The organism is Streptococcus sp. 449_SSPC (genome assembly GCF_001073005.1).
Lineage (GTDB): Bacteria > Bacillota > Bacilli > Lactobacillales > Streptococcaceae > Streptococcus > Streptococcus salivarius_F.
On sequence record NZ_JVGR01000030.1, the window covers coordinates 70,943 to 85,968 of the forward strand.

At 42.7% G+C, this 15,026-nt stretch carries 11 protein-coding genes and 1 other annotated feature; all 11 genes read right to left on the reverse strand.

What is annotated here, in order from left to right:
* Nucleotides 1-6: 6 nt before the first annotated feature.
* A complete protein-coding gene (locus tag ADH51_RS08515; protein ID WP_048676116.1) occupies nt 7-1,743 on the reverse strand; it encodes an ABC transporter ATP-binding protein in 1,737 nt (578 codons plus the stop codon).
* A gap of 207 nt (nt 1,744-1,950) precedes the next feature.
* Nucleotides 1,951-2,319 carry a 50S ribosomal protein L7/L12 gene (rplL, locus tag ADH51_RS08520; protein WP_004183006.1) on the reverse strand — a complete coding sequence of 123 codons (369 nt, stop codon included), beginning with the start codon at nt 2,317-2,319 and terminating at the stop codon, nt 1,951-1,953.
* A 74-nt stretch (nt 2,320-2,393) separates the two neighbouring features.
* Nucleotides 2,394-2,897, reverse strand: a complete 504-nt coding sequence (gene rplJ / locus ADH51_RS08525) for a 50S ribosomal protein L10 (protein ID WP_003095623.1) — start codon at nt 2,895-2,897, stop codon at nt 2,394-2,396.
* 31 nt (nt 2,898-2,928) lie between these two features.
* Nucleotides 2,929-3,065: a sequence feature (ribosomal protein L10 leader region), on the reverse strand.
* A 123-nt stretch (nt 3,066-3,188) separates the two neighbouring features.
* Entirely contained in the window at nt 3,189-4,397 is a 1,209-nt protein-coding gene (locus ADH51_RS08530; protein ID WP_013990981.1) for an ABC transporter permease, read from the reverse strand.
* A 9-nt stretch (nt 4,398-4,406) separates the two neighbouring features.
* Entirely contained in the window at nt 4,407-5,093 is a 687-nt protein-coding gene (locus tag ADH51_RS08535) for an ABC transporter ATP-binding protein (RefSeq protein WP_263426207.1), read from the reverse strand.
* A gap of 10 nt (nt 5,094-5,103) precedes the next feature.
* On the reverse strand, nt 5,104-6,357 hold the full coding sequence (locus tag ADH51_RS08540) for an efflux RND transporter periplasmic adaptor subunit (protein ID WP_048676119.1): 1,254 nt from the start codon (nt 6,355-6,357) through the stop codon (nt 5,104-5,106).
* Between the two features lie 64 nt (nt 6,358-6,421).
* A complete protein-coding gene (locus ADH51_RS08545) occupies nt 6,422-7,177 on the reverse strand; it encodes a class I SAM-dependent methyltransferase (protein ID WP_048676120.1) in 756 nt (251 codons plus the stop codon).
* A 367-nt stretch (nt 7,178-7,544) separates the two neighbouring features.
* The gene (gene carB / locus ADH51_RS08550; protein WP_048676123.1) at nt 7,545-10,724 is read right to left on the reverse strand and encodes a carbamoyl-phosphate synthase large subunit; all 3,180 of its coding nucleotides are present in this window, start codon (nt 10,722-10,724) and stop codon (nt 7,545-7,547) included.
* A 230-nt stretch (nt 10,725-10,954) separates the two neighbouring features.
* A complete protein-coding gene (locus ADH51_RS08555) occupies nt 10,955-12,043 on the reverse strand; it encodes a carbamoyl phosphate synthase small subunit (protein ID WP_002890257.1) in 1,089 nt (362 codons plus the stop codon).
* Between the two features lie 163 nt (nt 12,044-12,206).
* Nucleotides 12,207-13,133, reverse strand: coding sequence for an aspartate carbamoyltransferase catalytic subunit (locus tag ADH51_RS08560; protein WP_002890256.1), 927 nt, complete (start codon nt 13,131-13,133; stop codon nt 12,207-12,209).
* Between the two features lie 24 nt (nt 13,134-13,157).
* A complete protein-coding gene (locus ADH51_RS08565; RefSeq protein ID WP_048676126.1) occupies nt 13,158-14,435 on the reverse strand; it encodes a uracil-xanthine permease family protein in 1,278 nt (425 codons plus the stop codon).
* Between the last annotated feature and the right edge of the window lie 591 nt (nt 14,436-15,026).

Below are 15,026 nucleotides of genomic sequence, written 5' to 3' on the forward strand. Positions count from 1 at the left end.
CTCCTTCTAGTCTTCCGTAAGACTCGTTTGATTCAATTGTGAATTAGCAATTTCACGGTAAATGTCATTGCTTTCCATAAGCTCTTCATGACGGCCACGACCAACGATTTCACCTTCATCCAAAACAATGATTTGATCAGCATCCATGATAGTTCCCACACGTTGGGCAACAATCAGGACTGTCGCATCTTGAGTCACTTCTTTTAGACGACGGCGCAAGGTCGCATCAGTCTTGTAGTCCAAGGCAGAGAAGGAATCATCAAAGATATAAAGATCAGGACGTTTAACCACCGCACGTGCAATTGACAAACGCTGCTTCTGTCCACCAGAAAGGTTGCTACCACCCTCAGCCAAGTGAGAATCATAGCGTTCTTCCTTACTTTCGATAAATTCCTTGGCTTGAGCCACATCAGTAGCTTGATTCAATTCTTCATGACTGGCATTTTCCTTACCATAACGGATATTTTCACCGATAGTCCCTGTAAAGAGTAGGGCTTTTTGTGGAATAAAGCCAATCTTACGACGAAGAGCCTTAAGATTGTAGTCACGGACATCTACACCATCAACAAGAATGCGTCCAAGTGTTACATCATAAAAGCGTGGAATCAACTGTACAAGTGATGATTTCCCTGAACCCGTAGACCCAATAAAGGCAATGGTTTCACCTGGTTTAGCTTTGAAGGAAATATTGTGTAGGACAGGACTCTCAGTTTCACCGGGATAGGCAAAGGTAACATTGTCAAATTCCAAATATCCCTTAGTCTCGGTTTCTGTCACGCCATCTTCATTTGGATTGATAGAAATCGGCATGTCCATAATTTCCTGCAGACGTTCACTAGACACCGCTGTACGAGGATACATGGTAAAAAGATTAGCTAGGAAGAGGAAGGACAATAGTGCATGGAAACTGTACTCAATAAAGGCAACCAAGTCACCGATAGCCAAAGTCCCAGAACCTAATGGTTCAAGAGCAAACCAAACAATTGCCACTATCATGGCGATGATGATTTGCACAAAAAGTGGCTCGGTCAAACCAGTCAATTTGAAAAGTTTGTTTGAATTATCCGCATAGACAGCATTTTCAGAAGCGAACTTCTTCTCTTGAAAATCTTCTCTAGCGAAAGCACGGATGACACGAAGTCCAGTCAGATTTTCACGAGCATACTGGTTAATCTTGTCGAGAGTTGCCTGTTGCTTCTCAGAAAGCGGACGCGTTTTTACCGCCACATACCAGACTACTACGGCTAGGAAAGGCAAGGAGATTGCCACAATCCAAGCCAAAGATGGACTTGTCGTCAAAATCAAAAAGACACTGGAAACCATCATCAAAGGAGTGATAACCCCTAGCTTAAGAACCTGATCCGCAAACTGCATAAGCACAAAAGCATCTGATGTAATACGAGTCACCAAAGAGGATACCCCAATCTGCTCATACTCGTGGTGGGAATACTCCTGAAGCTTAGCATAAATGTCATTACGCATGACTTGCACCATAGTAGTGGTCAACTTACCAACTGCATAGGACAGAAGTATACGACCAACAATCCCAGTCAAAACTACACCAAACATGACCCAAGCATAAGCGTAAAGCTTATCAACATCACCACGGTTTATTCCCTCATCAATCATTCTGGCAAGAACCGTCGGCAGACCCAGGTTAGCAATAACAAACAAAATAGCCGCTGTAAAATTCATTGCTAGCCACTTAGGATAACGTCTGAGATAAGACCAAATATAAGCCATAAATTTCTCCTTTTCTTTTTAGCATTTACCATGCCTTTAGGATTTTTATAGTTATTGACAACCACTAAAGCCGAAAAAGGCACAGAAAAAGGGCGTGACAAGCACGCACATTACCTACATTCTAACAAATGAAAATATTAAAAGCAATAGAAAAAACCAGAGCTGATGCCCTGGTTTCTTTATTAAGCGACTTGAGTCGTTACCTTATTATTTAAGAGTAACTGAAGCTCCAGCTTCTTCAAGTTTAGCTTTGATTTCTTCAGCTTCAGCTGCAGCAACACCTTCTTTAATAACTGATGGTGCACCGTCAACGATAGCTTTAGCTTCTTTAAGACCTTCGCCTGTGATTTCACGTACAACTTTGATAACGCCAACTTTTTTGTCGCCTGCAGATGTCAATTCAACGTCGAATGAATCTTTAGCAGCACCAGCGTCAGCAGCACCAGCTGCAGCAGCAGCTACAGGAGCAGCAGCAGTTACGCCAAACTCTTCTTCGATAGCTTTTACAAGGTCGTTCAATTCAAGGATTGAAGCTTCTTTAATTTCAGCAATAATGTTTTCAATGTTCAATGCCATTGTGATTTCCTCCAAATGTGTTTTTTAATATAGTGTTTTAAACGTAGCTTAGGCTACGAGTTGTGAAGATGGGCTTATGCAGCACCGTCTTCTTTGCTTTCTGCAACCGCTTTGACAGCGTATGCAACGTTGCGCACTGGCGCTTGAAGTACAGAAAGGAGCATAGAAAGCATACCTTCTTTGTTTGGAAGTGATGCAAGAGCGTTGATTTCTTCGACTGAAGTGAACGCACCGTCAACAACACCACCTTTGATTTCAAGAGCTTCTGCGTCTTTAGCAAATTCGCTAATAACTTTTGCTGGTGCGATAACATCTTCGTTTGAGAATGCTACTGCAGATGGACCAACAAAAAGTTCTTTAAGGTCTTCAAGACCTGCTTCTTCAGCTGCACGGCTCAAGATAGAGTTTTTGATAACTTTAAATTCAACGCCTGATTCACGAAGATTACGACGAAGAACTGTATCTTGGTCAACTGTAAGTCCACGAGAGTCAACAACAACGATAGATGCTGCTGCTTTCATTTTTTCAGCGACGATAGCAACCTGTTCAGCTTTCTTAGCAATAATAGCTTCACTCATTAGTAGTTTTACCTCCGTTTTTATTTTTGGGCTAGGCACAAAAAAATCGTACCTAAACCTAGACACGAAAGTACAATACGTTACAAAAAAATAGTTACGTTTTGTGCCTCGGTTGGATGTTTACGAGTCTTGCTCCCCAACTGTCTTAGGTCAGTTTTTTCAAACCTTATTTATAATATCATGACCTAAATCAGACGTCAAGAAAAAAATGCAATTTTTTTTATTTTTTTCTCTATCTTTTTTTGAAGACCATAAAACCTCTCAAAATCTAAAGATTTCAAGAGGTTATTTCTAATCATACCTAAGGGCTTCGATAGGATCGAGTTTCGAAGCTTTATTAGCCGGTAGGAGACCAAAGATAATCCCTACAGCTGCTGAGAAGGCTATGCTTCCCATGGCTACACCAAGAGAAACCGTCGCTTTAAGGTCCATGGCATTCCCAATTGGTCCAACGACTAGGGCTGCAAAGCCTAGCCCAATCAAACCTCCCAGAATGGTCAGAACCATCGACTCAATCAAAAACTGGGTCAAGATTTTACGACGTGTAGCACCTAAGGCCTTACGAAGACCAATCTCTCGTGTCCGCTCAGTTACCGAAACCAACATGATGTTCATAACACCGATTCCGCCAACTAATAATGAAATCCCAGCAATAGCTCCGACAACGGTGGTAATGGTTCCAAAGATCGTGTTCACCTGATCTAGGGCCGAACTCATATCTGCTGCCTTATATTCTCCATTGTCATCTTGGGCCAACTGGGTCAAGCGTTTAGCAGCATCCTTAGCAACGCTACTACTATTTTTCACATCGGTCACATGGAAAAAAATCTGGCCAATAGCATCAGTGTTATTTTCAGCCGCTAACTGGGTATTGGCCACAAGAGCTGTTCCAATTTCACCATAAGCACCGATTGCTGTGTCTTTATTCTTATAAACACCAATCACACGATAATCATTGTTCCCAATAGTAACCACTTGGTTAAGGGCATCCTCATTCGTCTTAAAGAGTTTTTTAGCCACCATCTGATCAATGACAATAACTCGTGAAAAGTTTTTATAATCATTGTCTTCCAAGGAACGTCCTGTCAACATCTCTAACTTTTTAGCTTTAAAGTAGCCCTGACTGGCACCTGTGATATTAACATTCTTAACAGTCTTTTTTTGTAGGGAGATAGAGGAAGTTAGGCTGTTAGTCACAAAATAACTATCAATACCAGGCGTCTGCCTAGCCACTTGCTCCAACCAAACTTCTTTAACCGGTTTGGTAGGTTGTGCCAAATCTGCATAGGCAGGATCTAGCTCCTCACCCTTGGCTTCATAGTAGACTTGAACTGTATCCTTGTCACCAGTCACACTATCGGTAACACTCTGACGCATTCCATTTCCTAGCCCCATGATAAGTACTACCGCAGCAACACCAATGATGATTCCCAACATGGTCAGGAAGGAGCGCATCTTGTGTGAACGAATAGAACTAAGAGCAAATTTCCAATTTTCCATTCTTACCTCCTAGTCAATCCGAACGCTGTCCGTCGTGTCCTGGGTAATTTCCCCATCGCGGATGACAATCTTACGTCGGGCATAGTCTGCAATCTCTGGCTCATGAGTAACCATGATGATAGTCTTTCCCTCACGGTTCAGCTGGGTTAAGAGTTCCATAATCTGCATCCCTGTCTTGGTATCAAGAGCACCTGTAGGTTCATCCGCCAAAATGATTGCCGGATCGTTAGACAGTGCACGCGCAATGGCAACCCTCTGCTTCTGTCCACCAGACAGCTCCGATGGTAGGTGATGGCTACGGTCTGACAAGCCAACTTTTTCCAAGAATTGTTGTGCCCTTTGCTTACGTTCACGTGGAGATTTCCCTGCATAAATCAAAGGAAGCTCTACGTTCTTTTGGGCGCTTAACTTTGGCAAGAGAAAAAACTGTTGAAAGATAAAGCCAATCTGGTCATTTCTTACCTTGGCTAGGCGATTTTCAGAGAGTTCAGCCACATCCTCGCCCTCGAGTTGATAGGAACCTGTAGTCGGTTGATCAAGAAGACCGATAATATTCATAAGGGTTGACTTCCCTGAACCAGAAGGGCCCATGATTGCCACAAAGTCCCCTTCTTCAACTGACAAATCAATACCCTTGAGGACCTGCAGGGACTCTTGACCATTTTTGAAAGACTTGGTGATCCCCTTTAAAACCATAAGAGCTGGCTTAGTCACTAGACTCCACCTCGCCTCCACTAGTGTCTTTTGATTTTTTGCTATCAGCATCCGTCACATCTTTTAGGGTTTCGCCATCCTTAAAGGATTTATCTGCCTTGGTGATAACTTTTTGACCTTCTTTAAGTCCTGAAGCAATTTCCTGTTGCTTGGCATCCGCATTGCCAAGTTTGACCTTGACTTGCTTGATTTTCTGAGTTTCATCATCGTAAACCCAGACATAGTTGTCAGAGCCTTTCTTGGTCACAGCAGTTACAGGAACCAACAAGGCATCATCATCTTTTGTCACTTCAAGTGATACATTAAAACCTTGCTTCAGTTTTCCGATTGGACTAGTCAATTGAACCTTGTATTCATACTGAGAACCTGACTGACCTGAGTTGCCAGATGTCCCCGTTGACTGGTTGGCATTTTGCTTAGGATAATTGGAAACATAGCTGACCTTCCCTGTCCAAGTTTGGTCTGGGTATACTTTGGAAGTAATCTTGACCTTTTGCCCCACTGAAATATTTGGAATGTCATATTCTGTTAAGGTCCCTTGAATCTCAAATTGGCCTTCACTTGTCACATGAACTAGGGTTTGGCTCTCTTTTGAAGCAGGGTCCACAGAGTCCGCAACTTCTACGACTGTTCCATTAGCATCTGAAACAATCACTGTTTGGTTGAGAACATCTTGTGCCTTTTCTAGCTCTGATGCTGCATTGGCAATGGCATCATTATAATCTTGCAAGGTTTGGTAATTACTTGCCTCGGTTTGCTGACGCTGTTGAGGACTAACGGTAGTTGTCGAATCATCCTCATCCGAATCACTACTTGTTTGTGCTGAAGCCCCAGGAGCCGTCCCATACTGTTGGAAATAATTACGGTCACGAACTGCCTTATTGTAGGCACGACTAGCCGTATCATAAGCCGCTTGGGCTGAGGTGCTATCGTATTGGACCAGTTGCTGACCGACGCTAACTTCCTCACCCACAGAGACTGTTACAGTGGCATTGCGTCCAATGGTATTGTCAAAATAAACATACTGTTCCGACTGAGCCTTCACCATGCCAGTCAGAAGGGTCGACGAGGCTAGCTGCCCCTTAGTTACCTTACTTGCTGTAGGGGACTCAGAAGCCTTATCTTTCTTGCCACCACCTGCAAAAAGGTTAAAGCCTAGGACCAAAAGGACAAGGAAGCCAATTCCTCCAATGATCCAAACTCTTTTTTTATTTTTAAATAACTTTGGACTGATTTTCTTTCGCATATGTCTCTCTTTTCTTTTTTGTATCACATAAATAAAACAATTGTAATACTTTTAACTTTCAGTGTCAATGGTCTTCGCTTACATCCATGACACCATAATGCAGCTTTTGATTGGGTCGAACCTGGCGTTCAAAACCAAGTTCTTCAAAAACGGTATCTCGAAAATGTGCCTTGATGATAATTTTTTCCCGCGCAACACGTTTAGCTTCTTTTAGCCATTCTTCTGTCAGACGGCTACCATTGGCCAGAGGTTTGATAGCTTGTAGATTTTCTGATTCCTTGATAATCTCTGAAAACATCGGATCGGCATAGATGATATCAAAGGAATTGTCAGCTTGAACCTTCAAAAAAGACAAGCTATCGCTCTTAATAGCTTTAATAGAACGCACGGCCTTTTCAAGCTGCTTATCATCCGTCTGATAAGAGGCAAGACCACGAGAAACCACCTGAAAAATCACATCTTGACTCTCAAGGGCTGTCACCCTATTTCCCGTTGCTGCCATCACTAGGCTATCAGAAGCCAGACCCATGGTCGTGTCAAGAATAGCCTTGGGAGACTTACCTAAAAGACTGACTAAAGCGTCATGGGGAGCCTTAATCCTGAGAGCAGCCGTATCTGGATGGAAGGTCAACTCACTAGCATCCGAATTGATAAAAGACAATCTGTCTTTATATAGGAGATAGAAAGGTCCAAAGCGCTCTAAACATTTTGCCAAGGACAACTTGCGACGAGGCTGGTAGTCAGCTCCTAACTCAAGAGCTAGTTCTTGGGCACGCGCAATCAAGGTCTCGTTTTCCCGTAAAGATGTCGTAATAATCATGTTTCTAGTATAGCAGAATCTTAGGAAACAAAACCATGGTCTTAGCTTTCATTTTTATCTTTCTAACTTACATTTGTGTAAGAAAAAGCCCTAGCAAGGCTGAGATTCAGAACATAATTAAACTATTTTTAAATATGAAATAGATTTTGCGAACCTAGTCAGATTAGACCGAGACTTTTGGCAGTGATGAAAACGCCTGAAGCAATTAGTCTCAGGCGTTCGGAAGTTTTGAGACGTTCGGCTCAAATCTTAGTCATGGAACTACGAAGAAGATCGCTGACGTCTGCCATCACCCAAGAAAAGTCTCAAAAGAAAACTGTGTCTTCAATAAAAAAAGTCCCAGCAATGCTGAGACTCTGTTTTAAAATTAGATAGCTTCTGTTGTAAAGCTACGGCTTTCAAGCACACGCACCATGGCATCTGCTGTATCAAGCGCTGTGAAGAGTGGGATTCCTGCTTCAATAGCAGAGCTACGAATTGCTGCTCCATCTTCGTCATAAGTACGTTTGTTACCAACCGTATTGATAATAGCTTGCGCTTTACCTGTACGAACAAGGGCTGGAATGTCGTTGTCGTCATTTTCACCTAATTTGTTAACAAGCGTTGCGTGAACTCCATGTTCATTCAAGAACTTAGCTGTTCCTTCAGTCGCGTAGATACCGTAACCGATAGCATCGAAACGACGAGCCAAATCAAGGGCTTCTTCTTTCGTATCATCATGAATTGTAAAGATGACATTACCAAAGGTTGGCAAATGGAGATAAGAAGCTTCAAAGGCTTTATAGAGGGCTTTTTCAAGAGTCGCATCTGTCCCCATAACTTCACCAGTTGATTTCATTTCAGGTCCAAGGAGACTATCTACCTTAGCCAATTTTGTGAATGAGAAGACTGGTGCTTTAACATGGACATGCTTGCTTTCTGGGTAAAGACCATCTTTGTAACCTTGTTCAGCCAATGATTTACCAAGAATCAAGTTTGTAGCAACTTGTGCCATTGGGATATCAGTCACTTTAGACAAGAATGGTACCGTACGGCTGGCACGTGGGTTAACCTCGATAACATAGACAGTTTCGTCCTTAATAACGAACTGAATGTTCATCATACCAATACAGTTAAGACCGATAGCCAAGCGTTTAGTATAATCAGCGATAGTCTCTTGGATTTTCTTAGAGAGAGTTTGTGGTGGGTAAACCGCCATTGAGTCCCCTGAGTGAACCCCTGCACGTTCGATGTGTTCCATAATACCTGGAATCAAGACATCCTTACCATCAGAGATGGCATCCACTTCACACTCACGTCCAATGATATAGCTATCAACAAGGACTGGGTGGTCTGGACTTGCCTTAACGGCTGTACGCATGTAAGAACGAAGGTCATCTTCATTTTCAACGATTTCCATGGCACGTCCACCCAAAACGTATGATGGACGAACAAGAACTGGGAAGCCAATCTTACGAGCTGCTTCAACCGCTTCTTCTTCATTTGTCGCTGTTTGTCCTGGTGGTTGTGGGATATCGAGGTCTTTAAGGGCTTGTTCAAAAAGGTCACGGTCTTCGGCACGGTCAAGGTCAGCAACCTGTGTTCCCAAGATTTTCACACCAGCTTTAGACAATGGCTCTGCCAAGTTGATGGCTGTTTGACCACCAAACTGAACCACGACACCCTTAGGTTGTTCCAATTCGATAACGTTCATCACGTCTTCGAAGGTCAATGGTTCGAAGTAAAGTTTATCTGAAACTGAGAAGTCTGTTGAAACCGTCTCAGGGTTAGAGTTCATGATGATGGCTTCGTAACCTGCAGCCTGGATAGCTTTCACAGAGTGAACTGTCGCATAATCGAACTCAACCCCTTGTCCGATACGGATAGGTCCTGAACCAAGAACGATGACAGATTCTTTATCAGATTTGATTGATTCATTTTCCCACTCGTAAGTTGAGTAGAAATATGGTGTTGATGACTCGAACTCAGCCGCACAGGTATCAACCATCTTGTAAACAGGAACAATGTTATTTTCCAAACGTGTCGCACGAACTTGGTCAGCTGTTTGATTCCAAAGATCAGCAATCTTACGATCAGAGAAACCGTTACGTTTAGCTTCTTTCAAAACATCAACATCGCCTACGTGAGTAGCTAATTCTTGTTCCAATTCGAAGATATGGAGCAATTTGTCGAGGAAGAAGATATCAATCTTAGTCAACTCTGACAATTCTTCAATAGTATAACCACGACGGATGGCTTCAGAAAGGTAGAAGAGACGGTCGTCTTGAGCTTTGACAATCTTTTCAACCAAGGCGTCGTCTGTGACGTCCGCAAGCTCAGGCATTTCATTGTGGTAAACACCGATTTCAAGTGAACGGCAGGCTTTAAGAAGTGACTCTTCGATGTTACGACCGATAGCCATAACTTCACCTGTCGCTTTCATCTGAGTACCAAGACGACGTTCACCGTGTTCAAATTTATCAAATGGAAAACGCGGAATCTTAGCAACCACATAGTCAAGAGCTGGCTCAAACATAGCGTAAGTTGTACCAGTGACTGGGTTAATCATTTCATCAAGTGTCAAACCAACAGCAATCTTGGCTGCCAATTTGGCGATTGGGTAACCAGTTGCTTTTGAGGCAAGGGCTGATGAACGAGACACACGTGGGTTTACTTCGATAACATAGTACTTGAAGCTATTAGGGTCAAGAGCCAACTGTACGTTACAACCACCCTCAATTTTAAGGGCACGAATAATCTTCAAGCTGGCATCACGAAGCATTTGGTTTTCAATATCTGACAAGGTTTGCGTTGGAGCAAATACAATTGAGTCCCCTGTGTGGATACCAACTGGGTCAAAGTTTTCCATGTTACATACCACAAGAGCATTGTCTGCGGCATCACGCATAACTTCGTATTCGATTTCTTTGAAACCAGCGATAGAACGTTCAATCAAACATTGGGTTACTGGTGACAATTTCAATCCATTTTCAGCGATTTCACGAAGTTCTTCTTCGTTGGCACACATACCACCACCAGTACCACCAAGGGTAAAGGCTGGACGAACGATAACTGGGTAGCCAATCTCTGACGCAAAGGCAACTGCTTCTTCAACCGTATTTACAATCTCTGATTCTGGAATTGGTTGTTCCAAATCTTCCATCAATTGTTTGAAGAGGTCACGGTCTTCGGCTTGGTCAATGGCAGACAATTTTGTTCCCAAAAGCTCTACTCCAAGCTCATCAAGAATGCCAGCTTTTGACAATTCCATTGCCATGTTCAAACCAGTTTGTCCACCAAGTGTTGGCAAGAGGGCATCAGGACGCTCTTTACGAAGAATACGTGTGACAAACTCAAGCGTAATTGGTTCAATGTAAACCTTGTCAGCGATTTCTTTATCAGTCATGATAGTCGCAGGGTTAGAGTTAACAAGAACAACACTGTAGCCTTCTTCTTTCAAGGCCAAGCAAGCTTGCGTACCAGCGTAGTCGAACTCAGCAGCCTGACCAATGATGATAGGACCAGACCCGATAACCATAATTTTTTTAATATCAGAACGTTTAGGCATAATTTATGATACAAAGCCCGTTAAGGACCCAGTGAAAATAGGAAACGTGACGACGACGCCTAAGCGTCTAGTCACCGTTTATCTTTTTCACACAGTCCTTAGGGCGTGTTCACTTCCGTGAACCTGTATCTTCTCCTTTCTATTTGACAACTCTCTGGTTGTCATTAAATAAGGTAGTAGACTGAGGCGAACAAGAGTCACACCCCACTATAGTCACTAGACAGTTGCAATTAACGACGTGCTTTTTCAGCTTGGAAAGCATCAATCAATTCCAAGAACTCATCGAAGAGATAGCTAGCATCGTGTGGACCAGGTGCTGCATCTGGGTGGAATTGCACTGAGAATGCAGGGAAGTCACGGTGACGAACACCCTCAACTGACTTATCGTTAATTTCTTCGTGTGTTACCATGAGGCAATCTGGAAGTGTCTCACGGTCAATGGCATAACCATGGTTTTGGCTGGTGAAATCAACACGACCAGTCGCAATTTCACGAACCGCATGGTTAAATCCACGGTGACCAAACTTCATCTTGTAGGCCTTGGCACCATTCGCCAAACTAAACAACTGGTGACCCATACAAATACCAAAAATTGGAATTTTGCCTTGAATGCCACGAATCATATCAAGTGCATACGGTACATCTTCAGGGTTACCTGGACCGTTTGACAACATCACACCATCTGGATTAAGATGGAGAATTTCTTCAGCAGTGATATCATGTGGCACAACAGTCACGTTACAGTCACGTTTTGAAAACTCACGCAAGATAGAGTGCTTGAGACCAAAGTCAACCAAAACGATATTTTTACCAACACCTGGTGCTGGGTAGGCTGTCTTAGTTGATACCTGCTCAATATTGTTGGTTGGCAAAACAGTCGCACGCAATTGATCTTGCAAGTGCTCGATACTGTCACCAGGATTAGCCAAAGTCGCTTTCATGGTACCGTGTTGACGGATAATCTTAGTCAAGGCACGTGTATCAATACCAGAGATACCAGGGATGTTTTTTGCTTTCAAAAACTCATCCAAGGTCATTTGGTTACGCCAGTTGCTGGCACGACGGCTAGCCTCTGACACAACAACACCCTTAGTCGTTGGCTTAATTGACTCATAGTCGTCACGGTTAACGCCGTAGTTACCAACAAGTGGATAAGTAAAAGTCAAAATTTGACCATTGTAAGACTGGTCTGTGATAGATTCTTGATAACCTGTCATACCAGTATTAAAGACGATTTCACCCGTCACATCCACATCAGCACCGAAGGCCTGACCTTCAAAAATAGTGCCGTCTTCCAAAATAAGTAAACGTTTTGCCATTATAGTAAATTGTTCCTTTCACTAAGATACAAAGGGCGTTAAACATCTGAATGAATTTCAAATCTAACAAAGAAGCTCTAGCCTCTAGGAAGATTTGTCTCTTTTCAAAGATTTAGCCCATGTTCTTTTTCGTCTGATTCTCTCAGGAATCGGTTAACGTAGTTTACGCTTTGCCATTTAAAATAGCTTCAATAATTGCCATACGGACAAAGACCCCGTTTTGCATCTGAGCAACGATACGAGCCTTAGGCGCCTCAACCAGGCTATCAGCAATCTCCACATCACGATTAACCGGAGCAGGGTGCATGATAATCGCCTGATCAGCTAACTTGGCATAACGTTCTTCAGTCAAACCATAGAGAGCATGGTAGTCTTCTTTTGAAAATCCTTTATCGTCCCCATGACGTTCGTGCTGAACACGAAGCAACATGAGCACATCCAAGTCCTCAATGACGTCGTCAATAGCCACATGCTGACCATAGACATCGAACTCATTCGAGTACCACTCTGCAGGACCAGCAAAATAAAGCTGAGCACCCAAACGCTTGAGAATCTGCATATTGGACTTAGCGACACGCGAATGCGTAATATCACCTGCAATACAAATCTTAAGATTTTCAAAGGTTCCGAACTCTTCGTAAATGGTCATCAAGTCAAGCAAACACTGACTTGGGTGTTGCCCTGAACCATCACCACCATTGACAATAGAGGTCTGGATGGTCCTACTATCAATCAACTGCTTGTAGTAATCGACTTCCGAGTGGCGAACCACACAGATGTCAACGCCCAAGGCAGACATGGTCAAAATGGTATCATAGAGGGTCTCACCCTTATTTACCGAGCTAGTTCCAGCATCGAACTCAATCACATCCAAGCCAAGTTTTTTCTCGGCCACTTCGAAGGACTTGTGTGTTCGTGTTGAATTTTCAAAAAAGAGATTGGCAGCGAAATACTGTCGATCCAGCTGGAAATCAGCTCTGCCATTTTTAAAATCTCCACCTCGACGAATCAGGCCCAAGACCTCTTCATTCGTGAGGGTTTCCATGGTCACCAAATGTTTCAGTGACACTTTTCCATCTGCAATCGCCATAGTTTTTCCTTTTAAATTGATTGACTAATCTTTACTACCTTTTTTAGGATCTGGCAAAATTTGATAGAGCAAGATACCAAGAATAGTTGAGCTTGCCACACCCGTGATTTGAAGACCACCAAGGTCAATCATCAAACCACCGATACCAGAAACCAAGATAACACTAGCAATCAAGAGATTCTTTTTATTATCAAAATCAATCTTATGTTCAACTAAAATTTTCAAACCGCTAGCAGCGATAACCCCAAAGAGGGCAATAGATAATCCTCCTAATACAGGAGTTGGAATAGAATGCAAGAGTGCTGATAGCTTACCAATAAAGCTCATCAAGACCGCAATCACTGCTGCGCCCGCAATAACGTAAACTGAGTAGACCTTACTGAGGGCCATAACCCCAATATTTTCACCATAAGAAGTTACCGGAGGAGCTCCAAAGAATCCAGCGATAATCTGTGCCAAACCATCACCAGTAAGGGTACGGTCAAGACCTGGATCTTTAAAGTAATCACGCTCAGTCAAACTGTTTAGAACCATGACGTGACCAAAGTGTTCAGTCATCGTCACAAAGGCAATCGGAGCCATGGTCAAAATCGCACTTGGATAGAGCTTGAAGCTATAATCCACAAATGGAATGTCAAAGTTTGGAACCTGAATCCAATGTGCCGCTGCTACCTCTGAGAAATTGATAAAGCTATGTCCTGTCAGCAAACCAAGAACCGCTGAGAAAATATAGCCCACAATTAAACCAAGTAAAATTGGGATAACACCGATAATCTTCTTGCCATACATGTTAAAGAGGATAACCGCAAAGAGGGTCACCATAGAAATCAAGAGAGCATAGATACTATAGCTTTTATTTAAAGTTGTCGCATCATTGACTGCATTAGCCGCAAGGTTCAAACCAATCACCATGATAATAGGGCCAACCACAATTGGTGGAAGGACCTTATCAATCCAGTCTTTACCCGCATACTTAACAATCAGAGCCACAAGCAAGTAAACCAAACCACCTGCCATGGCACCTTGAGCCACGGCCGCAATGCCATCAGTCTTCATAAGTGTCTGCATAGCCGCAATATAGGCAAAACTAGACCCCATGTAAGCTGGAATTTTGTACTTGGTCACCGTCAAGTGAGCCAAAGTTCCCAAACCAGATGAGAAAAGAGCAATAGCGGGATCAATCCCAACCAAAATCGGCACAAGCACCGTCGCACCAAACATGGCAAACAAGTGCTGGAATGACAAACCAACCAATAAACCAGGTTTTGGCATATCATTCACATCATATTTTACGTTATTCACGATATCAAAGGACTCCTTAAAATTAAGATACAAAGCCCGTATAAAGCCTAAAGCAAAAATAGGAAATATGATGACGGAGCGCCAGCTCCTAAGAATATTTATCTTTTTTGCACAAGGCTTAGGGCGTGTTCAATTAACAAGATACAAAGGGCGTATAAAGAGCAAAGTAAAATTAGGAAATCTGACGCTGAAGCTTTAGCTTATAGGATGATTTATCTATTTTACACAGCTCTTAGCCCGTGTTCAGTTAAATAAGATACAAAGGGACGTTTTAGCGTAGCTAAACATTTCTGTAGAAAAATAGGAAGTCGACAAGGCACTCCAAAGAGTGCTAGGAGACTTATCTTTTTTCCTAAGAAATGAGTCCCGTGTTCAATTAATAAGATACAAAGCCCGTATAAAGCCTAAAGCAAAAATAGGAAATATGATGACGGAGCGCCAGCTCCTAAGAATATTTATCTTTTTTGCACAAGGCTTAGGGCGTGTTCAATTAAACAAGATACAAAGGGCGTATAAAGAGCAAAGTAAAATTAGGAAATCTGACGCCGAAGCTTTAGCTTCTAGGAAGATTTATCTATTTTACACAGCTCT

What these genes read in the sequence shown, in the direction of transcription:
- ADH51_RS08515 (WP_048676116.1), bottom strand. Translation starts at nt 1,743, where the DNA reads ATGGCTTATATTTGGTCTTATCTCAGACGTTATCCTAAGTGGCTAGCA.
- rplL (WP_004183006.1), bottom strand. Translation starts at nt 2,319, where the DNA reads ATGGCATTGAACATTGAAAACATTATTGCTGAAATTAAAGAAGCTTCA.
- carB (WP_048676123.1), bottom strand. Translation starts at nt 10,724, where the DNA reads ATGCCTAAACGTTCTGATATTAAAAAAATTATGGTTATCGGGTCTGGT.
- rplJ (WP_003095623.1), bottom strand. Translation starts at nt 2,897, where the DNA reads ATGAGTGAAGCTATTATTGCTAAGAAAGCTGAACAGGTTGCTATCGTC.
- ADH51_RS08535 (WP_263426207.1), bottom strand. Translation starts at nt 5,093, where the DNA reads ATGGTTTTAAAGGGGATCACCAAGTCTTTCAAAAATGGTCAAGAGTCC.
- ADH51_RS08560 (WP_002890256.1), bottom strand. Translation starts at nt 13,133, where the DNA reads ATGGCGATTGCAGATGGAAAAGTGTCACTGAAACATTTGGTGACCATG.
- ADH51_RS08530 (WP_013990981.1), bottom strand. Translation starts at nt 4,397, where the DNA reads ATGGAAAATTGGAAATTTGCTCTTAGTTCTATTCGTTCACACAAGATG.
- ADH51_RS08540 (WP_048676119.1), bottom strand. Translation starts at nt 6,357, where the DNA reads ATGCGAAAGAAAATCAGTCCAAAGTTATTTAAAAATAAAAAAAGAGTT.
- ADH51_RS08555 (WP_002890257.1), bottom strand. Translation starts at nt 12,043, where the DNA reads ATGGCAAAACGTTTACTTATTTTGGAAGACGGCACTATTTTTGAAGGT.
- ADH51_RS08545 (WP_048676120.1), bottom strand. Translation starts at nt 7,177, where the DNA reads ATGATTATTACGACATCTTTACGGGAAAACGAGACCTTGATTGCGCGT.